General features: G+C 63.6%; 16 protein-coding genes. 2 read left to right on the plus strand and 14 right to left on the minus strand.

Annotated features, from left to right (window positions below):
- Positions 1 to 48: 48 nt before the first annotated feature.
- From EJF31_RS22575 to EJF31_RS15445, 4 genes are all read right to left on the minus strand, one after another.
- The gene (locus tag EJF31_RS22575; protein WP_125038033.1) at positions 49 to 477 is read right to left on the minus strand and encodes a Rieske 2Fe-2S domain-containing protein; all 429 of its coding nucleotides are present in this window, start codon (positions 475 to 477) and stop codon (positions 49 to 51) included.
- 66 nt (positions 478 to 543) lie between these two features.
- The gene (locus EJF31_RS15435; protein WP_185736300.1) at positions 544 to 1,371 is read right to left on the minus strand and encodes a fumarylacetoacetate hydrolase family protein; all 828 of its coding nucleotides are present in this window, start codon (positions 1,369 to 1,371) and stop codon (positions 544 to 546) included.
- A 106-nt stretch (positions 1,372 to 1,477) separates the two neighbouring features.
- A complete protein-coding gene (locus tag EJF31_RS15440) occupies positions 1,478 to 2,512 on the minus strand; it encodes a cupin domain-containing protein (protein ID WP_125038035.1) in 1,035 nt (344 codons plus the stop codon).
- A 524-nt stretch (positions 2,513 to 3,036) separates the two neighbouring features.
- Positions 3,037 to 3,870, minus strand: a complete 834-nt coding sequence (locus EJF31_RS15445; protein WP_125038036.1) for a mycofactocin-coupled SDR family oxidoreductase — start codon at positions 3,868 to 3,870, stop codon at positions 3,037 to 3,039.
- A gap of 227 nt (positions 3,871 to 4,097) precedes the next feature.
- On the opposite strand from EJF31_RS15445, the gene EJF31_RS15450 reads away from it, so the two are divergent.
- Positions 4,098 to 5,573 carry an aldehyde dehydrogenase gene (locus EJF31_RS15450; protein WP_125038037.1) on the plus strand — a complete coding sequence of 492 codons (1,476 nt, stop codon included), beginning with the start codon at positions 4,098 to 4,100 and terminating at the stop codon, positions 5,571 to 5,573.
- Positions 5,574 to 6,295: 722 nt separating this feature from the next.
- Here EJF31_RS15450 and EJF31_RS15455 read toward each other — a convergent pair.
- From EJF31_RS15455 to EJF31_RS15500, 10 genes are all read right to left on the minus strand, one after another.
- The gene (locus EJF31_RS15455; RefSeq protein WP_125038038.1) at positions 6,296 to 6,874 is read right to left on the minus strand and encodes a nuclear transport factor 2 family protein; all 579 of its coding nucleotides are present in this window, start codon (positions 6,872 to 6,874) and stop codon (positions 6,296 to 6,298) included.
- Between the two features lie 538 nt (positions 6,875 to 7,412).
- Complete coding sequence (locus tag EJF31_RS15460) at positions 7,413 to 8,351, minus strand: aldo/keto reductase (protein ID WP_125038039.1); 939 nt, start codon at positions 8,349 to 8,351, stop codon at positions 7,413 to 7,415.
- A gap of 210 nt (positions 8,352 to 8,561) precedes the next feature.
- Complete coding sequence (locus tag EJF31_RS15465; RefSeq protein WP_185736301.1) at positions 8,562 to 10,088, minus strand: aldehyde dehydrogenase; 1,527 nt, start codon at positions 10,086 to 10,088, stop codon at positions 8,562 to 8,564.
- Entirely contained in the window at positions 10,085 to 11,293 is a 1,209-nt protein-coding gene (locus tag EJF31_RS15470; protein ID WP_125038040.1) for a CaiB/BaiF CoA-transferase family protein, read from the minus strand. The genes EJF31_RS15465 and EJF31_RS15470 overlap by 4 nt, the downstream gene beginning before the upstream one ends.
- A gap of 18 nt (positions 11,294 to 11,311) precedes the next feature.
- Complete coding sequence (locus EJF31_RS15475) at positions 11,312 to 13,105, minus strand: thiamine pyrophosphate-binding protein (RefSeq protein ID WP_125038041.1); 1,794 nt, start codon at positions 13,103 to 13,105, stop codon at positions 11,312 to 11,314.
- A 107-nt stretch (positions 13,106 to 13,212) separates the two neighbouring features.
- The gene (locus tag EJF31_RS15480) at positions 13,213 to 13,986 is read right to left on the minus strand and encodes an enoyl-CoA hydratase/isomerase family protein (protein ID WP_125038042.1); all 774 of its coding nucleotides are present in this window, start codon (positions 13,984 to 13,986) and stop codon (positions 13,213 to 13,215) included.
- A gap of 22 nt (positions 13,987 to 14,008) precedes the next feature.
- On the minus strand, positions 14,009 to 14,908 hold the full coding sequence (locus EJF31_RS15485) for a CoA ester lyase (protein ID WP_125038443.1): 900 nt from the start codon (positions 14,906 to 14,908) through the stop codon (positions 14,009 to 14,011).
- A gap of 464 nt (positions 14,909 to 15,372) precedes the next feature.
- On the minus strand, positions 15,373 to 16,161 hold the full coding sequence (locus EJF31_RS15490; protein WP_125038043.1) for an enoyl-CoA hydratase-related protein: 789 nt from the start codon (positions 16,159 to 16,161) through the stop codon (positions 15,373 to 15,375).
- Positions 16,161 to 17,447, minus strand: coding sequence for a crotonyl-CoA carboxylase/reductase (ccrA, locus tag EJF31_RS15495; protein ID WP_125038044.1), 1,287 nt, complete (start codon positions 17,445 to 17,447; stop codon positions 16,161 to 16,163). The genes EJF31_RS15490 and ccrA overlap by 1 nt, the downstream gene beginning before the upstream one ends.
- A 1,254-nt stretch (positions 17,448 to 18,701) precedes the next feature.
- Entirely contained in the window at positions 18,702 to 19,055 is a 354-nt protein-coding gene (locus EJF31_RS15500; protein ID WP_125038045.1) for a putative quinol monooxygenase, read from the minus strand.
- A gap of 666 nt (positions 19,056 to 19,721) precedes the next feature.
- On the opposite strand from EJF31_RS15500, the gene EJF31_RS15505 reads away from it, so the two are divergent.
- Entirely contained in the window at positions 19,722 to 20,912 is a 1,191-nt protein-coding gene (locus EJF31_RS15505; protein WP_260430934.1) for an NAD(P)/FAD-dependent oxidoreductase, read from the plus strand.
- The last annotated feature ends 176 nt before the right edge of the window (positions 20,913 to 21,088 follow it).

Below are 21,088 nucleotides of genomic sequence, written 5' to 3' on the forward strand. Positions count from 1 at the left end.
GCATTCCGATCGAACCGGGGGGCACGCTCGTCGTGACGTTGACGATAATCATCGACTGTCACGATCCGGGCGGACTGACCCCTTGCGGATCCCGCCATCCTGCTTCCCCGCTGGAGGTCTCGCCGCACCAGTCATCGGCTGATTTGGCGTGGAGAGCCACAGCCGACCATCCTCGATCTCTGCCACAAAGACACGCAACTGCGATTGCGGACCACGTCCATTTCCGACCCTGTTCCCCGAAACCAGATCAAATCGCTGACCATGTCGGTGGCAAACAACACACTTGCCCGTGACGAGGGCCTGGGTCATAGGACGACCCAAGTGCGGACACCGGTCTTCGAAAGCGAACAGTGCTTTGCCAGTGCGGACGACCACCACGTCAATGTCGCCGTAACGCACGACTGCACGCCCCTCGGCTAACAGCGCTTCTACCGACCCGCAATCGACACGATTGAATCCCCTGGCCCGATGTCCCATATCGGGGTTCCGATGTCTGCGCAACCCTGTGACGATCCGACTACAGGAAAGCAAATCAGGCGCTTTTCACAGCCCGCTGCCGGACGCGCCGCCAGTGGTCGGACAAAGCACGGCATGCCGCGAAGTCACCTTGACGGTGAGCGCCGCCTCGACACCCTGCACGTCGAGCTTTATGACGTCACCGTCGACCACCGGACCAACCCCTGCAGGCGTCCCCGAGGTGATGATGTCGCCTGGGTTGAGGGTTGTTATCGACGAGGCATAGGCCACGAGCTCCGCGAAACCCCAAATGAGATCTGACGTGTTCGCATCCTGCCTGACCTGGTCATTGACGCGGCAAGTGAAGTCGAGGTTCCCGATCTGATCGACCTCATCAAGCGTGACGATCCATGGGCCCATCGGGGTGAATGTCTCGAACGACTTACGCGTGGAACGATCCTCACTGCCGCGCATCGTCATGTCCATGAGGGGCGTGAAGCCGAAGACATGCTCGAGGGCGTCAGCAGCGCTCACCTTTCGGGCGCGACGCCCGATGACGACCGCGACCTCCCCCTCGAAGTCGAATCGACGATCCGTATAGGGGAGCTCGACCTCACCCCCGTGGCCGACAATCGAAGATGGGGACTTGAGGAACAAGCCCAGGCCCGAGACCTGCACGTCCTCGTTCATCTCGATCTGGTGATCGATGTAGTTGACCGGCGCGGCGAGGATCTTGCCGGGGTCGGGGACCGGAGGGAGGAAGGACACCTGATCGAGGGAGAGAGGATCGCTCTTCGGACCCGTGAAGCCCCACTCCCCCGCATCCATCACTTCGATGAGTCGCCGCATTGCACTGATCTGCCCAGCCTTCGAACCTTCGAAGCCGGGAAGAGGATAGACCTTGCTGCCCTCCACGACCCCGACGCGACCGTCGCCCAATGTAGCCACACGCATTAGAGTTCTCCTTAGTCCGTAGTGCAGGTTGTCAATGTGCTGGGGCGAACCCCCGACGCCTGAGAAATCAAACTGCCTCCTCGCGATAGAGGTTCAGGGCCTTCATCACAGGCTCGTTCGAACTGGTGAACAGCACAGCGTCCTCATCCCGAGAGCCATTCCTGTGCTGGTAGGCCAGCCAACCCGGAATGACGAAGACATCCTTTTCTTGCCACTCGAGCGTCTTCCCACCAACCTCAGTCGAGCCGCTGCCACGAACGACATGGCAGATCACACTAGAGGTCTGGCGGCGGGGACGCCCGACAAAGCCTGGCCTGAGCCGCTGGACCCGGCACCCGATAGTCGGAAGGACCGATCCCCCATCGAGAGGGTTGGTGTACTCGAGCGACACGCCGTCGTGCTCGCAGCCGTCTGCGTCATCACCGATAGCGGCAAGCGCGCGCTCGGTCTCGACCCAGGGATAGCTACCGAGGGGGGAGTGACGCTCCTGAGAGTTGAGCCAAACCGGGTTGAGGCGGCCGTGGATGAACTGACGCGTCGAGATCCCGTCGGGAACGACGGACTTCTGAAACCTGTCTGCGCCTTGCTCGTAGAAGCCGGCTTCGAGGAGGTTGACCAGCGGGTAGTCGAGACCGTCGAGCCACAACATGGGATTATCGCCGGGATGAAAGTGGTCATGCCACTTCCAGCCGGCGGTGAGCAGCAGGTCTCCGGGATTCATGTACAGGCGTTCACCGTCGACCGTCGTGTAGACACCGCTACCTTCGATCACGAAGCGGAATGCGTTAGCCGTGTGGCGATGCGCAGGCGCTTGCTCCCCCGGCAGCAGGATCTGAATGCCTGAAAACAGGGTATTCACGGTCGCCGGCGGATCCTGGAGTCCCGGGTTCACCAGCATCAGAACTCTGCGTGCAGCGTCTTCGATCGAAAGACTCTCGGCGAAGTGCATCGCCACCTCCCGGAGCGCCTTGTAGTGCCAGACGATCGGAACGGCGGTCGGCTTCGGCTCGGGGAGGAAGAGGCTTCCGTAATATCGCCACAACGGTGCCGCACCCTCAGCGGCGAGCCTGGTGTAGGCCTCTTCATCACTAGCATTAGTCATGCTCTAAGCTCCCGTTGGATCAGTGTTGTCTCGTCGGCGTTCGGCGAATTGAGCCAGTCGATCGGTTCGCCGTCTGAGGGGTCTCGGCGCACGATGCCGTCGCTCATTTACTCTGTATACTGAGGACCGTACCGCAGGCCATTCCTCTCGTCAAACGGGGTGAGACCTCCACGGGGCTGGAACCCAGCCCGGTCACCGACGGCTCGCCCCCGGCGCCTGCCGATAGCTTGATACTCCTGACCCGAGGACGGTCGGTCCACCGGCCGCAGCACCTCACCAATGGTCAATTCACCCGAGTTGAGTCCAACGCATCGCCGACCGCTTGCCCGTGCGATCGGCTCCGACCCACTTGATCGCGCCTGGCGCTACTCCGAGCTCGTTTGGGCACCGACCGCATGAACGCGGTCGCTGTCGCAGCATGGTCCGCCACCGGCCACACCCGCCCAGTCCGGCCGTCGAGTTCCACTTCCCGTCCGCGCAGGCGTACCCGCGCGGACCGAAACCGGTGATGACGAGATTCACGCCTAATTTCGGACCACAGTGCCGAGGTCAACCGAGAAGACCGACCCAGTGATTGATCGGGCCTCGTCGGAGCAGAGGAACGCCACCATGGAGGCGATGTCATCCGGCTCGAGCCAAGGCACCGGCAGCAGGTTGCGCTCTTGGAAACGCTCCATCACCGCCTCGGCCGACGGCTCCGCCAGATCCGGAGCAAGCAGCCCGGTCGTCGCATCGTTGTGGATGAGCGGCGAGTTCACGGTGCCCGGGTTGACGGTGTTGACACGGACCCAGTGCTGTCCCAGCTCGTTCGCCATCGACCTCATCAGGCCGATCAACCCGTGCTTGGCAGCCACGTAGTGAGAGCCGTTCGGGAAGCCGACCAGCCCGGCAGCCGAGCTGGTGATGATGATGCTCCCGCCTTCGCCCTGCTCAATCAAGTGAGGCACAGCCGCTTTACAGGTGTGCCAAACACCGGTGAGGCACACATCGATAACTTCCCGCCACTGCTGCTCACTGAGCTCGTGCATCAAGCCGAAGCTCCACACCCCCGCGTTCGCGCACACGATGTCGAGCCGCCCAAGCTGAGCGATCCCGGCCTCGAGGGCCGAAGAGAGACCGTCGTACGACCGTACGTCCGCCTGGGCAGCGTAGACACGCCGCCCATGCTTCTCGACGAGACGAGCCGTCTCCTCCAGGTCCTCAGGCGTGGCCGCAGTCGCTACGTTAGTGGGGACGGCGTCGCAAATATCGATAGCAATGATGTCCGCGCCCTCGCTCGCAAGCCGGACCGCGATTGCGCGGCCTTGGCCGCGCGCCGCCCCAGTAACGAAAGCCACCTTGCCGTCGAACCTTGCCATAGTGACTCCTAGACACGCCTGCGTGAAATTGTTCAGGGTACGGATGATTCTTGGCCTCAACCTAAGGGCGCGGATTGACAGTGTCAACCGTCTCGACGGGCCTGGTCGGCGCGACGGAGATCACCCTCGTTGACACCCATTTACCGCTCCCTGTACTGTCATGCACACGCTTCTTCCGTGTACAGATCTTTTTGGTGACGCACCTCCGTGAGTAGAGGAAGGACTGAATGAAGTTGAACATTGAGCACGACAGCCTCTTCTATGGCGGCGAGTGGAAGTCTCCCCACGCCGGCGGCAGGATCACGGTGGTGTCGGCCAGCACGGAGGAGACGATCGGCTCGGTGCCCCTGGCGTCCGAGCGCGATGTGGATGCAGCCGTGAGGGCTGCACGTAGCGCATTCGACGACCCGGCAGGATGGGCCTCCTGGGAGGTCGCCCGTCGAGCCGACGCCATGGAGCGCCTTGCAGACGTCATGGAGACGCGTGGTGCCGAGCTCGCCAAGCTGGTCACCGCACAGAACGGGATGCCGATCAGCCTCAGCATGCAGGCCGAGGCCAACACCGGGCCGCTCCTGCTGCGTTACTACGCGGCACTCATCCGTGAGCTCGGAGAGGATGAGACAAGAGTGACCGCGGGCCGAAGGACCCTGATTCGACATGAACCCGGTGGCGTGGTCGCCGCCATCGTTCCGTGGAACTTCCCCATGGGGAGCGCTCTGCTCAAACTCGCACCTGCGCTGGCAGCCGGGTGCAGCGTCGTCCTCAAACCTGCCACGGAAACCGTGCTGGATTCGTTCCTGCTCGCACAGTGCATCGAATCCGCTGGGATACCGGCCGGCGTGGTCAACATCCTGCCTGCAGACCGCGATACCGGCGCCTACCTGGTCGGCCATCCGGGGGTTGATCGCGTCGCATTCACCGGGTCAACCATCGGGGGACGAAAGGTTGCAGCGCGGTGCGCCGAGCTCTTGCGTCCTGCGATCCTCGAGCTTGGCGGGAAGTCTGCCGCTATCGTTCTTGACGACGCCGACCTGGTCACGCTCCGGGACCAGTTCCTCTACAACACCATGCTGAACAGCGGACAGACCTGCTGGATCAGCACTCGCATCTTCGTGCCACGGAGTCGCTACGCGGCCTACGTCGATGACATCACGGAACTGGTCTCGTCACAGATCGTCGGTGATCCGTTCGAGGCGAAGACAGAGGTCGGGCCAATGGTGAGCTCGACCCACCGCGACCGGGTTGAGCGATACATCAACGCGGGGATCGCAGAAGGTGCACGTGTGACGACCGGCGGCGGACGCCCCGTAGGGCTCGACCGTGGTTGGTACGTCGAGCCGACGATCTTGGCCGATGTCGACAACGGGTCGATCGTGGCGCGGGAGGAGATCTTCGGCCCCGTGTTGTGTGTGATTCCTTATGGCGACATCGACGAAGCGGTCGAACTAGCCAATGACTCCGAGTACGGCCTCGGGGGTTCGGTGTGGTCCGCTGATCCGGACCGTGCCGTCAACATCGCCCGACAGTTCCAGACCGGGTCGGTGAGCATCAACGGGACACCGGCCGACCTTGCCGCTCCGCTCGGCGGAGTAAAGGCCAGTGGCCTCGGACGCGCACTCGGACCAGAAGGACTCGAAGAATATCGATCGATCAAGTCCGTCTATCTGCCCACCGGGTCACCAACGCCGGCTCCGGTCCTCTGAGTCGGCCAACCCATCGGCCACGTCCGGCAGCTCGACTCGCAAGTCGCTGTTCCTGATCGCGCTGGCCGCACGCACCCGACTGCTCGGGCTGACCGCCGCCTGGACCGATCCGGACATGGGCGATCGTGGGCATGCGTTGCTCATATCAACGACACCATTATCGAGGTCCAGGGTCATCCCTACCGAGATCCCGCGTTCGGCTACTCCGGCATCCGCGGACTCAACGCGCTGCTCGCTGCCGTGACCACGACGAGCAGCACCCCGGTGATCACAGCCGAACGCCCTCCAGAAGACCTCGAGCGAATCACCGCGCGGTGCGCAGCTTCTAGACGGTAGGACTGACCCCGTCGTCGTGAGGGGGTTGCGGGCCGGGGCCTCACTCACAAAACGGGCCAAGCTGACCCCTTCACATGAGCACGTGCGGTTCCGACTATGACGCGGTGCTCACGGTGAAAGCCCGCCGCGACCGGGCAAGTCCTTCGGATCGGCAACGGATGTCCTGGTCGAGGGAGCTGACCTCCCTCACGACCTACGGCCGGGTGACACCAACTCATGAGCCGCAACGCCTAGGAGTCGCGGAAGGGCCCCTTCGGCAGGGTCATTATCCCCATCGGCGGCCTTCACGTGGTCACCCAGGCCGGGGGATCATCGTGGGCGCTTCGGCCGTACTTGCGGATGTCAACCGGATCACCGGCCCCACACCGAACCGGTGTGAGGACTCCTCAAATACCGGCCAGAAGTTCTCGGCCCCCATCGCTGCCCATCACCTTGCGGATGTTCTCAGAGATGCGCCACCGACCGTCGACACGGCGGAACACCCACCTGTTCAGGCTGTGATTCTGATAGGCAACCTCGGGGGCGTAGTTGCCCACGGCCCGGGAGTAGATGATCGCGTCACTGATGATGAGCGCAGTTTCATCGTCCAACAACCGGAACACCGAAGGCTGGCCGCCGGTCTGGTGTTGGCATCGGCCGACCAGTCTCTTGTGGCGTGGCTCGGTAGCGGCCTCGTAAAGCTCCTCGTGGCCCACGAAGCGGCCGAACTTCTCCGGCCAACCAACGGTCGTTGGGTCATCGACTAGAGGATTAAGCTTCTCGTCGAGGTACGCGGAGTCGTCGAAGTAGTTGAACTCCATGACTGCGTCCTCTGTAAAGATGCCCACCCACTCGTCTGCCAAACCGAAGTCGGCGTAGAGCCCGTAAAGGGTTAGCAACTCGTGGCAATCGCGCTCCGCCTCCAGGGCGAAGATTCGCCACTCAAGGTCTTGGGCGGCGGACTTTCCAACTGGTGTCTTTGACATTGGCACTCATTTCCGCTGGAGCTAGCTTGGCAAAGAATCTATCAGCAAACTGAGCAGTTTCCGATGGAGATTGTGCAGCCTCAGGACGATCCACCGATGGGAAACTTCGGCCCTGCCTGCCGTAACGCGAAGATGCCCCGCCGGGCTGGGTGTCTGGGACTTGCGACGGTTCCAAACCACCCACCAAGGAGGGCACCTTCGGCATAGCAGTGGATGCCCACACCAAAAATCACGAGCTGGCCACGCGTCCGGTCAATGCGAAACTCATGCGAGGAGGCGAATGTCTCAGAATCCCTGTCGGCCGACCCGAGCATTGTCATGATCTTCTCGACTTTAGGGAATTGTCGCATAATCGATCGAGATCTCTTCAACGGCAGTACGCGTCTGTCCCCGCGGTGGCGCTTTCAGACGGGGCGCCCTCATCAATCGATTGCTCAATCAACGACGGTTCCAGGAGGAGCTGATCGCTCCTCCTGGTTGCTTCCGACACGATGAACCATGTCGCCGATTCCGGCCACAGTGGTCTCATGCGCAGCGATCAAGCTAAGGAGTTCCAAGGCAAGTTGAGGGGCGCGGGGAGCTGATCCCACAACTCCGCCGGGATTTCGGCCGCTGCGTCATCTAGGAGCGCTCGGACACGCTCTGGTCGCGACAAGCCGACAACCGTGGAGGTGATGCGCGGGTCGCGCATCGAAAACTGAAGCGCGACGGAGCGAAGACTGACGTCGAACGACTCGCACAACTCATGCAGTTGGTCCACGGCCTGCAAAGCATCCGCATTCGGCGGCGCGTATTGGTACCAAGCGCTGCCTCCACGGGGAGCCGCAAGAAGCCCGCTCGCGTATGGGCCAGCGTTTAGGAAGGCCATGCCTGCATCTGAAGCCTTGTCAATCAACGAGTCCGCCGACCGGTCGAGAAGCGTGTAGCGGCCGTAGTTGAGCAAGATGTCAAGATTGCCCGTATCCACATACCGCGCCATTTCGACCACGTCGCCGCCGGCAACGCCGACGAGACCGACCAAGCCTTCATCCTTGAGTCGGAGCAGTTCCTCCATTGCACCACCGCGTGCCATCACATGCTCAAACGGAAACTTCTCTGGGTCATGCAGGAAATAGACGTCGATATGCGTGAGTCCTAACCGTTCCAAGCTCAGTTCAAAGGAGGCGCGAACCTGCTTGGCCGAGAAGTCACCGCGGCGTGCTGTGCCATCACCCTCGGCATCTGCCTTAGTGGCAATTACGAATCCCTTGGGCATGCGGCCCTCGCGGATAACCTTGCCGATGCGGACTTCGCTGTCCCCGTACTCGCTAGACGTGTCCATGAAGTTGATAGGCGAATCGAACACAGCCTGTACGGTCGCAATGCCTCGCTCTTCGCTGACATCGTAACCGAATGCGGTCGGCATCCCCCCAAGGGGTCCGGCCCCGATGCAAAGGTTCGATACCTTCAGACCCTGCGAAATTTCCGTAGTTCTCATGCCATTCGCCTTCGTCTCATTAGTGTTTTCTCACACATGGTCATCAGCGTACTGATGATTCTAGGAACCCGACCTGCGCAGTGTCAAGCACATCGAGCCAGCGGGCGGCGATCTTGGGTTAGTCCCAATTTCGGTCCTCAATTCGCGGATGGCGGCGTGGCCACAGTGGGAGGCACACCAATATTCAGCCGACTCCGAGAACCTGACGAGTCAGGCCAATCGGAACGGGTCCCTCGCGTCCGCGTTGGTGTCGATCCAGACGGTCTTCGTCTCTGTGTACTCGCGCATGACCTCGATGCCGTTTTCGTGGCCGAGCCCGCTCGTCTTGACGCCGCCAAAAGGCGCGGCATAGGAGACGCGCCTATAGCAGTTGACCCACACCGTGCCAGCGCGCACTGCTTTGACCATGCGCTGCGTCCTTCCGAGGTTCGTTGTCCACACAGCCGCGGCCAAGCCGTAGGGGGTGTCGTTTGCGATGGAGATGGCCTCAGCTTCCGTCTTGAATGGGACGATCCCGACCACCGGCCCGAAGATCTCCTCCCTGGCGAGCTCCATCGTGGGCCGAACGTCCACCAGAACGGTAGGAGCCACATAGAAGCCCCGAGGAGTTGGCGCTGGATCGGGCCGCCCGCCACCCGTGACGAGCCGAGCTCCCTGCTCCTGAGCCGTCTCGATCCTTCGAAGCACACTGGCGTACTGGTCGGCCCAGGTCAGGGCGCCCATCTCGGAGCCCCAATCGAACGGGTCCCCGATCTTGATCGCCCGGACACGCGCAACCAGCCGGTCGATGACCTCGTCGTACACGGATTCATCGAGCAGCACCCTCGATCCGGCCGTGCACATCTGGCCACCGGCCGCAAAGCCCCCCGACAGGATGCCGTTGACCGCCAGGTCCAGATCGGCATCTCCAAAGACGATGTTCGGTGACTTGCCTCCAAGCTCGAGAGAGACACGCGTAAGATTGTCGGCAGCTGCGTGCATGACGCTCCGCCCCGTGGCGGTCGAACCCGTGAAGGCAACCTTGTCGACATCGGGATGCGAGGCTAGGGCGGCACCGGCGTCCCGGCCGCCGGAGACGACGTTGACAACGCCGGGCGGGAATCCGACTTCTTCCAGGACGCGAGCGAACTCAAGCGTGGAGACCGGCGCAACCTCGGACGGCTTGATCACGATCGTGTTCCCTGCCGCCAGGGCCGGGCAGAGCTTCCAGAGCATGAGGAAAATCGGAGAGTTCCAAGGGGTGATGGCCCCCACGACACCCAGTGGCCCGGGAACCGTGTAGGTGAAGGTCTCATCCATGGGCACTGTGTTGGTACTGCCCCCAAAGCTCTCCGCCAGGCCGGCGTAGTAGTAGCACCATCCGCTGAACGCTCGTGCTAGCCCGATGGTCTCTCGGATCACCTTCCCTGTGTCCAGCAGCTCGTGGACCGCCAATCGCTGAACAACGTCCTCCCTGGACAGCACGTCCGCAAGCCGACGCAGCAGGGCTGCCCGCTGCGCGGCGCTCGTCTCGCGCCAGCCGTTCTCGAAGGCAGCGCGCGCAGCCTTGACCGCTGCATCGATGTCGTCGGCTCCGCCTTCAGCGACCTCAGCCCAGGGCAACCCTGTGGTCGGGTTCGTCGAAGTGAACGACTTCCCCGATCGGGCATCGACCCACGCGCCGCCGATGTACAACTGGTAGCTCGCCAAGCCGCTATACGGGTTCGTCAGCCGCGGTTCTTCGAGCACGCTGGTCATGTGAGCTCCTTGTCCATTGCGCCGAGCCCATGCTGCTCGACGACGAAAGCGTTCATCAGGTGGCTCAGTTCGTCCCCTTCGATCCCGAACTCGCTCAGAATCGCTACGGTGTGCTCGCCCGCATACGGCACATCGCCGACCGGCAGGTCAGGGTCAGCGGCCGGGGTCCGTGGCAACACGGTCCCAGTTGAGGTGGTCCCCCACATGCCCATGGCATCTAGCTGAGGGTCGTCGATGAGCGCACCGATCGGCCGGACCACCGCGGCGGGGACACCGGCAGCAGCCAAACGGTCGACCACCCTCTCCGCCGGAACCATCTCGAGCGCCCGCTCGATCTCAGCGATCAGCTCAACCCGGTTGGCGTTACGGATCACGTTGTCACGAAAACGATCGTCGTCTGCGAGTTCAGGCACACCGAGGGCCAGTGCGGCTCGTTTCCACATCGCATCGCTATTGACGCCCACCATGACCAGTCGGTCAGAGGTTCGGATGGCTTGATACGGCGCGAAGTTGTGCTGGGCCGAACCCAGCCGCGTCGGCTCTACGCCGAGACGCGTGGAGACCAGATGGTGCAGCATGTAGCTGATTGCTGTCCCCAGCATGGTCGACTGGACTCGGGCCCCCTTTCCGTCCTGCTGCCGCTGCAGGAGCGCCGCGAGAATCTCGAGCGCCGCCCACGTTCCAGCCCCGACGTCAACAACGGCGCCCCCCACCCGGGCGGGGTCGCCCCCCGGGTGGCCAGTGAGATCCATCAGGCCCGAGTAGGCCTGGACCACCGCATCGAAGCCTGCGACGCCGGCAAGGGGACCCACGTTGCCGAAGGCGTTCACGCTGCAGTAGATCAGACGTTCGTTGATCTCCCTCAGAGCGTCCCAGCCCAAGCCGAGGGCATCAGCCTTTCCTGGGCGCATGCTCTCGATGAAGACATCGGCGTGCTTCACCAACTCATGCAGGAGCCGCTGGCCCTCCACGCTCTTGGCGTCGAGGACGATCGACTCCTTACCTCGGTTGAACGCCGAGAAGACACTTGAAAACCCGTCAGTGTCCTGAGGCGACCACGTCCGCGAGACGTCGCCACCCGGTGGCTCGACCTTGAGCACTCGGGCGCCGAGGTCTGCGAGGATCAGGGTCGCCGACGGTCCCGCAATGTTCACGGTGAGGTCGACGACCGTAACCCCAGCGAGCGGGCGATCTAGGCCTTGCATGATCAATCCTCCTGAGCCTCAGGCCCTGTCGTCCGCAAAGCGGCCAGGCACGCGGGTGCCGATCACGTCGCCGGGCCATTGGCGCGGCGGCCACTTGACCTTGCCGCCAGGACCGGTTGCCGGGTATTCGAACTCCTCGCCGATCGGAACGTCGATGACGTACAACGTGCCGGACCCAACGCCGCGCTTGAGCGCGGCATCCAGATCGCCGGCATCTTCGACCCGCTCACCATCCGCGCCGTACGCCCGCGCGAGAGCGACGAAGTCGGGGTTATTGAGGTCAGTCCAAGACGGCTTGCCGTAGAGATACTCCATGAATCCCTTATTGGCTCCGAGAGCCCCGTCGTTGAACACCACGACCGTGACCGGGATGTTCTCGCGCAGCGCCAAGGCGATCTCATTGTGGGAGTAGCCGAAGCCGCCGTCGCCAACGCCGACCACGACGTTCGAGTCCGGACGCGCCAGCTTGACTCCGAGGGCCATCGGAAGCCCCGGACCGAGCACGCCGGCTCCGAAGCTCGCCGTCAGCCGCCTCGAGCGGTTGGCCGTGGTGCCCTGGAACATCCAGCCGGTGTTGTTCCCCGAGTCCGAGACGAGATAGTCGTCAGGCCCCAGAGCCGACTCGATCGCGGAAACAACCCGCCACGGGCTGGTCGGAGAGTCGGTGACCGCCGCGCGTTCGCGGCGCTCAGTGGCCCACTTCTCCTTCGACTCAGCTAGCCGCTGGTAGTTCGGCCGCTCGTTGTAGGGCGAGGGGACGAAGCTCGCGTCCTGGCGTACCGCCTCAATCAGTTGTCGGAGTACGGTCCGAGCGTCACCGACGATCCCGAGTTCCGGGAAGTAGAAGGCGCCGATCTGGTTGGCGTCGGTGTCGATGTGCACCAGCCTGCCCGGCAAAGCTGCGGTGTAGGAGCGTCCGTAGCCCCACTCCGACATGCGCGTGCCGATCGCGATCACCACATCGGCCTCGGCGATAGCGTCGTTCGCACACGGCCAACCAATGGGACCGCTTGAGCCGAGCGAGAGAGGATGGGTCTCGGGCACGATGCCCTGCGAAGTGAATGTCGTCGTTACCGCGACCCCTGCGAGCTCAGCCAGCTCCAGCACCTCGGCGTCAGCCTGCGAGGTGACAGCGCCGCCACCCACGATGAGTACAGGACGCTCGGCACTGAGGAGCAGGCTCGCTGCAGCCCGGACGAGCTCGGGGTCTGCGCCGGCGCGATTGACTGTCGCGGGCCATCCGGTCGGGATCTCCATCTCGGCCACATCGACCGTCAGATCGAACGGGATGTCGACAAAGGTGGGACCTGCGGGGGTGCCGTGCGCACGCTGGATGGCGCGGTTGATCGCTTCCGGTAGCTTCTCCGGACGCTCCACGCGAGCGGCGTGCCTGGTCAGCGGCTTCAGCGCGTCGACGTTGGGCATCTCCTGCATGGAGTCACGGCCCTGGAACCCACCGTCCACATTGAAGCCCAGGTGCACCGATGGGATGCGTGAGTACAACCCCTCGTACAGCCCGGACGTGATCATCAGAGTCCCGCAGGTGTGCCAAAGACCCGCTGCTGAGGCGCGGCCGGTGATGTAGTTGTAGCCGTTGATGAGGTGTGCTCCGCCCAACTCGGTGGCCGGGTTGATCGTGCGCATTCCCTTGCGTTCACTCGCCGCATCGGCCAGCTCCTGCGTGGTGTGGCCGATGTAGCCGACAAGCAGCTCAGTGCCGCCCGCTTCGAGGGTGTCCAAGATCGCGTCAGCGCCTCGCATTAGACCCATAAGAGTTCTCCTCAACGTTTGTGGCCAAAGGGTGGCCTGCATTGGTCTCGAGCCCTTGGGTCGAGCCTTTGCGATTTCGATACCGGCTTATGAAGTTGTGTGGCACGTGAGCGGTCAGTGCCGTGGGGCGCACTTGGTGACCAAGAGCCCTAGCGCCCCTGCCAGACAGGGTCGCGTCGCTCGGCGAAGGCCGCGATGCCTTCAGCCGCATCGTCAGTGAACTTGAGCATGCGGAGCATCGTCTCCTCCAAGCGCAGGCCCGAGGGCCGATCCATGTCTCGCGCGCGGATCGCAAGCTCCTTGCACGCTTGCACAGCGAGCGGGGGTAAGGAGGCGAGACGCCTCGCGTAGCTCAACGCCTCTTCCATCAACTTGTCAGCGGGTACAACCTTGTTGATCAGTCCCCACCGCTGTGCAGTCTCCGCATCGACCGGTTCACCGAGCAGCAGCATCTCCATCGCGATAGGATGAGGCAGTTGCTCCAGGACACGTTGAGTTCCACCGTTGGCGGGAAGTAGCCCCCTCTTGACCTCGCTCAGGGCGAAGGTCGCATGCGACGACGCCACCCGAAGGTCGGTGGCCAAGAGCAACGTCACCCCACCGCCAAAGCAGTAACCGTTGACGGCCGCAACGACCGGCTTGTGGACCTCCAGGCCGCGATTGAGCAGTGGGTCCTTCTGCGTGTTCCAGAACTCGGAGAGATCCCCCGCGGATCCGACGAAGGACTTAAGGTCTGCGCCGGCGGTAAACGACTTCTCGCCAGCGCCGGTGACAACCGCGGCGCGTATCTCGACGTCGTCGCGGATCCGGATCCACGCATGCGACAACGCTTCGTAAGTGGCCCCATCCATCGCGTTCATGCGTTCAGGACGATTGATCGTCACCGTCGCGACGCCGTTGTCGACCTCAAAAAGCACTGACATTGTCGATATCCTTCATGCGTTGTTAGCTGGTGAGAGACTGATGCGGCTGGGACGCCACAATCGCGCGAGCCATGGCTACGACCGGCCCATCGACCATCTGGCCCTCGAAGCTCACGACCCCGAACTCCGACTTCTCCAGGGCGGCCAACAGCTTCCTCGCCCAGGCCAGCTGGGCTGGAGTCGGGCGATAGGCCTGACGAATGACGTCTGCATGCGTCGGATGAATCGCCACTTTCGCTGCGAAACCCATCGCGACCGCCTCGTCGCACTCAGCGCGAAGCCCGACGAGGTCAGGAATGTCCAGGTAGACACCGTCCCAGGCCGAGATCCCCGCAGCGGCTGCGGCTATCAGGACCCTGCTGCGGGCGTACTCGACGTGGGGCAGGTAGCTTCCATCGCTACGCCGGCTGCGCCGTCCACCGATGTCGGCCGTCAAGTCCTCTCCCCCCCACATCATGCCGACACAATCGTCGAGTCGGGCGATATCAGGGGCGGCCTCGACACCTCGGGCGGTCTCACACAGTGCGATCACCGACAGCGGTGCGAGGGACGAAATATCTTCTGGGCATTCGACCTTGGGAACCATCACGAAGCGGAGGTTCGACTTGCAGAGAAGGTCAATGTCGGCTCGACCATCCGCGGTCCGCGGAGAGTTGATCCGGACGACCGTCCGCTCCACAGGAAGGTGAGGGAGTGCCGTTGCCAGCGCCTCGCGTGCCATGCCCTTCCTGTCGACGGCGACGGCGTCCTCAAGATCGATGATCACCGTGTCCGCGCTTGCCAGCGCCTTGTGATAGCGGTCAGGACGATCCGCAGGACAAAAGAGGATCGCCGGCCCGACAGGCAATCTCAACTCCAGCCTGTCTTCCACCCGTGTCACACCCCGTCGGTTACCGCCCTCACTCGAGAGCGTCGAGAACATCATTCGGTCACCTCCACACCGGCGCTCGTCCAAAGGTCTGCAGGACACCGCCACGCCAGATCATTCAGTGTACAGATGAACTTGGCCGAGGCTATAGCCGTTCTCTCAGACTGTCAATGACGCGGCGATGCGTCGCCCCGGTCGCGCGACCGCCGACGGCGCTCCGTGTGCGCCCTCCACAACGGCCGACACAGGGCACTCCAACTTCCGCCAGATCGCGCTCTGCTTCTCAGTCGTTGAAGGGGATGTCCGGTGCTCACTTGTCACCTACCGTGGTGGCATCGGCTTCAACGACGTGCTCGAACCCGCGTCACCACGATGGCGGCTCATACTTCCAACTCCCGAGGGCCAGTCGGTCGTACCTCTTCGTCCACATCGATGGCACGTACTTCGAGCCAAAGGAACTGGTGGGCAGGCGGGCCGACCGGCATGCGCGTGCTCGACGCGCAGCCGGCCACTTTGTCTCAGCGATGGACGAAGTTGGCCGGCCGCTTCTCGATGAAGGCCGCCATTCCTTCCTTCTGGTCCTGAGTGGCGAACGCCGCATAGAAGGCTCGCCGCTCGAAGAGGACTCCCTCGGACAGGCTCGTTTCGTAGTTCCTGTTGATGCAGTCCTTGATCGACGCCACGGCGAGGCTCGACTTCGACGCGATCTCTCGCGCCAGCTCATGAGCCGCTTCCTGAAGCTCGTCAGCCGGGACCACACGGGAGACGAGACCGCTCCGCTCCGCTTCCTCCGCGCCCATCATCCGGCCGGTGAGACACATCTCCATTGCCTTCGACTTGCCGATCGCGCGAGCCAGGCGTTGCGATCCGCCGATGCCCGGCGGGATACCGAGCTTAACCTCGGGCTGACCGAACTTGGCAGTGTCTGCGGCGACGATGATGTCGCACAGCATGGCAAGCTCGCAGCCGCCGCCGAGGGCGAAGCCGGGCACGGCAGCGATCGTCGGGGTGCGAAGAGCGGTCAACCTGTCCCATGCCGCAAACCACTGCGAGTTGTAGAGGTCACTGAAGCTGCGGCCTTGCATCTCCTTGATGTCGCCACCCGCAGCGAAGACGCCGTTGGCGCCAGTGATGACGATTGCGCCGACGGACGGGTCAGCATCGAAGTACACCGCCGCGTCAGTCAGCTCGCGCATCACGGCTTCGCTCAGCGCGTTGAGGGCGTCGGGTCGATCGATCGTGACCGTGGCGACCCGTTCGTTCACCGACGTTCTGACCGAGGACTGCGCACCGGTGTCGACACCCATCACAGGTCCGCCCCGGCGCCAGGATGCGGGGCTCCAACAAGCGCCGAGACGTTGCCGAACACCTCTTCGCCCCGACCCATGGCCGCGTGCGCGCCGGGGATATCCTCAAACCGAATCGTCCGGCCAAGAGCCGGGTCGATCGCGCCCGCGAGGACGAGATCGTTGTAGGCACGCGCTTCCGCGTCGTTGGTGCCGTGGGAGCCTTGAAGCCGCTTCTGTCGCGTCCAGTGGTATCGCAGGTCGACCATCGCGTCGTATCCAGTGGTCCCCGCGCAGATTACTACCATGCCTCCCGTCTCGCAGACGAAAATGCTGGTCGGAATGGTGGCAGCGCCTGGGTGCTCGAAGACGATAGCCGGGTCCTGCCTGCTACCCACGATGTCCCAGATCCTCTTCCCGAAGGTGCGTGCCTCCGCCGTCCAGGCCTTCTGGCCAGCCGCGTCGTCGACTAGGGGCGGAACCCCCCAGTGGTTGAAGTCTCGCCGGTTGATCCAACCGGCGGCGCCGAGCTTCTCCGCGTAGGCACCCCGCTCGGGCTCGGATACGACCGCGACCGGAATAGCGCCCGCAAGCCGAGCGAGCTGGATCGCTTGACTGCCAAGTCCACCTGACCCGCCCCACACCAGGACGACATCGCCTTCGCTGACGACGTTCCCCTGCCAGCCGTGGAGCATGCGGTACGCCGTGGTGCCCACCAACGTAGGCGCAGCAGCCTCCTCCCACGTCAGATGGGCCGCCTTGGGCAGCACTTGATGAGCCTGGACACGGGTGAACTGCCCGAAGGACCCATAGTTGGTGTCATAGCCGTAGATCCTGGCCGTCGGCGCCGTCATCTGGTCCTTGCCACGGGCGATCCAGGCGTCGTCGGCGTCCCAGACGCCAGGATGGGTGACGACGTGGTCACCCACCTCGATCCCGTTCACCTCGCCGCCAACCGCGTAGACGATTCCGGAGGCGTCAGAGCCGCCGATGTGGAAGTCCTCAGTCTCACCCCGCCGCTGACGTGTGGCGATCTGGTCCACGGGGTAGCCACGCGCGGCCCATACGTTGTTGTAGTTGATGCCGGCGGCCATCACGCCGATCAACACCTCGTCGGGCCTGATGTCCGGGGTTGGAACGACCTCCGCCACGAAGGCGGTCGCCGGATCTCCGAAACGATCCTGGCGCACCAGTTGGGCATGCATATGGCTCGGGACCTGGCCGACGGGCGGCAACTGTCCGACGGGCGTCGGCTCGACGCCTGGAGTAACCACACTGTTGCGTTCCGCCTGATGCGAGCTGGCCATCCTTGGCTCCTCCTAGTTACGACGTACACTGCGTAACCAGAGCGTGACGGCCTCCGACAAGAAGGTCAAGTCCTCAGTATGCGGAGTAAATCACGTCGCCCGCGTCACCGAGCAGGCATGCGCGGCCGCCCATACGGGGAAGTCCTTCGAGCACGCCTTCCCGGGATCCGCAACTCCGGTCGCTGCACAGAAGCCTCCGCCAGCTCCAAGCGCGCACGGTGCTGGCCGGCGCCCACTGATGCGACCCGAAGCCGAGTGCGACGTGGTGGGAGATGCCAGGGCGGTACACATCGAGTTCGCCCAACGTCCGCGGGCACTTTCCGTACACCTCGGGATCGCGATTGGCCGCCACCAGGGAGGCCATCACGCCCCACACGCCCGAATCAGCTGACCGCCGATCTCGTCGTCGTCCACGGCGATCCGACTCGACTCGACCTTGTCGACCGTTTGCGAGCGAGGCAGTTCTTCACCTTGTGTGCTGCGACGCCCGCAGGGTCCTCCATGAGGATCTTGAGCTGTTCGGGATTACGCAGCGGCGCAATGACGCTCATGCCGATCATGTTCGCGATGGCCTCGTGACCTCTCGCAGATGACCTACGTCGCGATGTGCAGCGCGGAGTCTGCCTGATGCCGGGGGGACCGCCGTGCGCCTCGTATCTTGCCCAGAACGCACTCAATGATCTCGATGATCCGCGAGCAGCACCTCGATCCCGCTTGAGCGTGAGCTCCGGGGCCGACGGCCCTCCGCCGCTGTGCGGGTTCCGCGCCGTCCATCCGAATGGAGAACTCCGACTCGATGGTGGCCTGCTCCGCACTGTTCGTCGGGTAGCCGTGCGTGCGGATGTTGGTGCTGAACCTTGGATCCCCCAGCGCCGCCCTCTTACGACTCCTGATCCGCATGAGGCACGGCGCGGCTGCCAATTTGGGTTCCTTCGTGCTCGGCGTCGGTGCCGGGTTCGCCCGCAGCCGAAGAGTTCGACGGGCCTGACCGGCGCGACGAGTCACGCTCGTCGATGTCCAGCTAACGCTTCAAGCACGACGCCGAGACACCCAAGTCCTCGGCAACTTGAGCGATCGAGGAGCCAGAGTGCCGGTACACCCGGGTCACGTCCTCGCGGAACTCCCTGGGAAACGCCGTCGGCACGGTGCACATCCTTCGAGCGCCGACACACATCGAGGCAGATCAGATGTCACCTATCCCTGTAACAGACCCTTCGACTCCCCTGTGCCTGTGCCGTTGACCGCGCGCAGGCGCTATGTCTCAGTCGGGTTGTCATCCGGATCCTCAACGCAGAGCCCGAATCCGCCGTGGTACAGACCTTTGGTGACGGCGATGGGCTCCTCCACAAGCTCGGGAAGACCCGCGCGCAGAACCGCAACCGCGTGACCATCCGAGTGACGCCTGTGCGCTTGCGCGTCCTCGTAAAGCTCGTAGAGGTAGACGGCGTCCGATTCGTCATCCACCGCGTGTACCGCATAGATGAGCGTACCCGGCTCCCGTTGCGCATGCTCCGACGCCTTGTCGAAGAGAGCCAGTAACCGGGCGCGTTGCCCGGGCTTCGCTATCACCTTGGCGAAGAAGGCCACCCTGGGCATCGCCACCTCCATTCTGAGAGTTGAACCAATCGACACTTGCTGCGACGCCAGCCTCGACGGGGCGCACTACCCCCGGTGATGTACCGGCATCTTCCGATACCAGCCGTGCGACTGCGTCGGAGATGTCCTTCGGCTCGTGTTTGACGACCGGCAGCGCATCGCTCAGCCCGCCGGCAACCGACGGGCTGCTCGCACTCCGGACCCTAGTCAGACATCACGTTCAGTGTGCGGATCATAGCATCGATCTGCGCTTCTCCAGGCGTCGACGACACGAGGACTATGAGCGCCCGTCGCTTCGCTTCACGCGCGACGGGCGCTGAACGCGGCACACCCACATGTCGCCACGAACTCGACCGAAAACAGTCCCCGCGATGCGGGCCACGACTCCCCCGTGCGCGTGCACAGAGTTCATCGAATCCCCTCCGAAGGAGTAGCGGCGGCACCCGGGTTCCGCAGTCCTGATCCGCGCGCTCCACCTCCACGGTCCACGAAGGCGCGCGTGCGGGCCGGGTTGACCGGCCCAGCGCATCCCAGAGTAGACTTTCCTTTGTACACCGATTAATTCCTTGGTCCGTGGCCGCCACCGCCGCACCGAGATGCGCCGCGGGGCGCATTGCGCGGCAATGGAGCAGGGCAGCGGCTCACGCAGACCCGAACAACGGAGCCCCGTCAATGACCATGCAAACCAGACTTCCGGGACGCGTGGTCATCGTAGGTGCGTCGCAAGCAGGGCTTGCGGCCGCTGAGACCTTGCGTAAGGAAGGGTTCAACGGTGGCTTGACGATCGTTGGGTCGGAGACTCACCTGCCGTACCAACGACCGCCACTGTCAAAGCACGTTCTTGCCGGTGCCTGGAGTCACGAGCGGACCTTCCTTCGCCACGAACACGAACTCGAAGCGCTCGGCGCGTCCTGGCGGCTTGGTGTGTCTGCAGTTGCTCTCGACCGAGCGAACCGACGTGTCGAACTCTCGGATGGATCGAATGTCGAGTTCGACGGCTTGGTGATCGCCACCGGCGCCTCCCCGCGCCGTATGGGCGTCGGGCATGAGCTGCACGGCGTGCACGTGCTCCGGACCCTGGATGATGCCGCGGCGATCGGGGCTGAGCTGACAGCCGGGCGTCGGCTGACCATCATCGGGGCTGGGTTTCTCGGCTGTGAGGTCGCCGCTGTTGCGCGCAAGGCCGGTATGCATGTCGACATCATCGATCCGCTCCCCGGGCCGATGATTCGTCAACTGGGCCAGGATGTGGCGGCGCGCATGGCCGCCGTACACCTCAGCAACGGAACGAAGATGCACTTGGGTGCCGGCGTGGCAGACTTCAAGAAACGGCTTGGCCACGTCACAGGCGTGGAACTCACGGACGGGTCGACGCTCGACTCGGACCTCGTCCTGGTGGCGGTCGGGGCCGTACCAAACACGCAATGGTTGGCTGGGAATGGGCTCTCGCTGACCAAGGGGATCGACTGCGACGAGTTCTGTCGGGCCGCGCCAGGCATCGTCGCAGCAGGGGATGTGGCTAGTTGGATCCACCCGATCTACCGGCGACGCGTGCGAATCGAGCACCAGACGAACGCTATCGAACAGGGCGTGGCGGCGGCTCGTGCCCTCCTGGACAAGGCCGTCGAGCCCTTCGCTCCGATCCCCTACTTTTGGACCGATCAGTACGACGTGAAGGTACAGGTCTACGGGATTCCTCACGCTGAGGCGGCAACGACGATCGTGCGCGGCGATCCGGAGGACGGCAGGTTCGCGGTCGCCTACCACCACGACAGGCGAAAGGTTGCCATCCTTACGTGGAACCTCCCTCGAGAGGCGGTCAAGCTGCGAGGGGAGCTCGTCGACGAACTCCAAGCGAGTACGTCCTAGATGCCTCAAGATGCGCGGCGAGCACGTCGTCCTAGGCTCGCCGACCTGTCGTCGATGACCTAACGACGACGACGAGCCAAGACGCATGGCGCGTGCCCGTGTGGCTCTGACCTTGAGTGTCCTTGCCATGTTCGCCGCCGAGTTGATGGTCGTCGGTCTCATTACGATGGGAATCG

This window comes from Nocardioides sp. LS1 (assembly GCF_003865225.1).
Lineage (GTDB): Bacteria > Actinomycetota > Actinomycetes > Propionibacteriales > Nocardioidaceae > Nocardioides > Nocardioides ginsengisegetis.

Coding starts and splice junctions, on each gene's coding strand:
- EJF31_RS22575 (WP_125038033.1), bottom strand. CDS start 477: ATGGGACATCGGGCCAGGGGATTCAATCGTGTCGATTGCGGGTCGGTA.
- EJF31_RS15440 (WP_125038035.1), bottom strand. CDS start 2,512: ATGACTAATGCTAGTGATGAAGAGGCCTACACCAGGCTCGCCGCTGAG.
- EJF31_RS15445 (WP_125038036.1), bottom strand. CDS start 3,870: ATGGCAAGGTTCGACGGCAAGGTGGCTTTCGTTACTGGGGCGGCGCGC.
- EJF31_RS15450 (WP_125038037.1), top strand. CDS start 4,098: ATGAAGTTGAACATTGAGCACGACAGCCTCTTCTATGGCGGCGAGTGG.
- EJF31_RS15455 (WP_125038038.1), bottom strand. CDS start 6,874: ATGTCAAAGACACCAGTTGGAAAGTCCGCCGCCCAAGACCTTGAGTGG.
- EJF31_RS15460 (WP_125038039.1), bottom strand. CDS start 8,351: ATGAGAACTACGGAAATTTCGCAGGGTCTGAAGGTATCGAACCTTTGC.
- EJF31_RS15465 (WP_185736301.1), bottom strand. CDS start 10,088: ATGACCAGCGTGCTCGAAGAACCGCGGCTGACGAACCCGTATAGCGGC.
- EJF31_RS15470 (WP_125038040.1), bottom strand. CDS start 11,293: ATGCAAGGCCTAGATCGCCCGCTCGCTGGGGTTACGGTCGTCGACCTC.
- EJF31_RS15475 (WP_125038041.1), bottom strand. CDS start 13,105: ATGCAGGCCACCCTTTGGCCACAAACGTTGAGGAGAACTCTTATGGGT.
- EJF31_RS15480 (WP_125038042.1), bottom strand. CDS start 13,986: ATGTCAGTGCTTTTTGAGGTCGACAACGGCGTCGCGACGGTGACGATC.
- EJF31_RS15485 (WP_125038443.1), bottom strand. CDS start 14,908: ATGTTCTCGACGCTCTCGAGTGAGGGCGGTAACCGACGGGGTGTGACA.
- EJF31_RS15490 (WP_125038043.1), bottom strand. CDS start 16,161: ATGGGTGTCGACACCGGTGCGCAGTCCTCGGTCAGAACGTCGGTGAAC.
- ccrA (WP_125038044.1), bottom strand. CDS start 17,447: ATGGCCAGCTCGCATCAGGCGGAACGCAACAGTGTGGTTACTCCAGGC.
- EJF31_RS15500 (WP_125038045.1), bottom strand. CDS start 19,055: ATGGAGGTGGCGATGCCCAGGGTGGCCTTCTTCGCCAAGGTGATAGCG.
- EJF31_RS15505 (WP_260430934.1), top strand. CDS start 19,722: ATGCAAACCAGACTTCCGGGACGCGTGGTCATCGTAGGTGCGTCGCAA.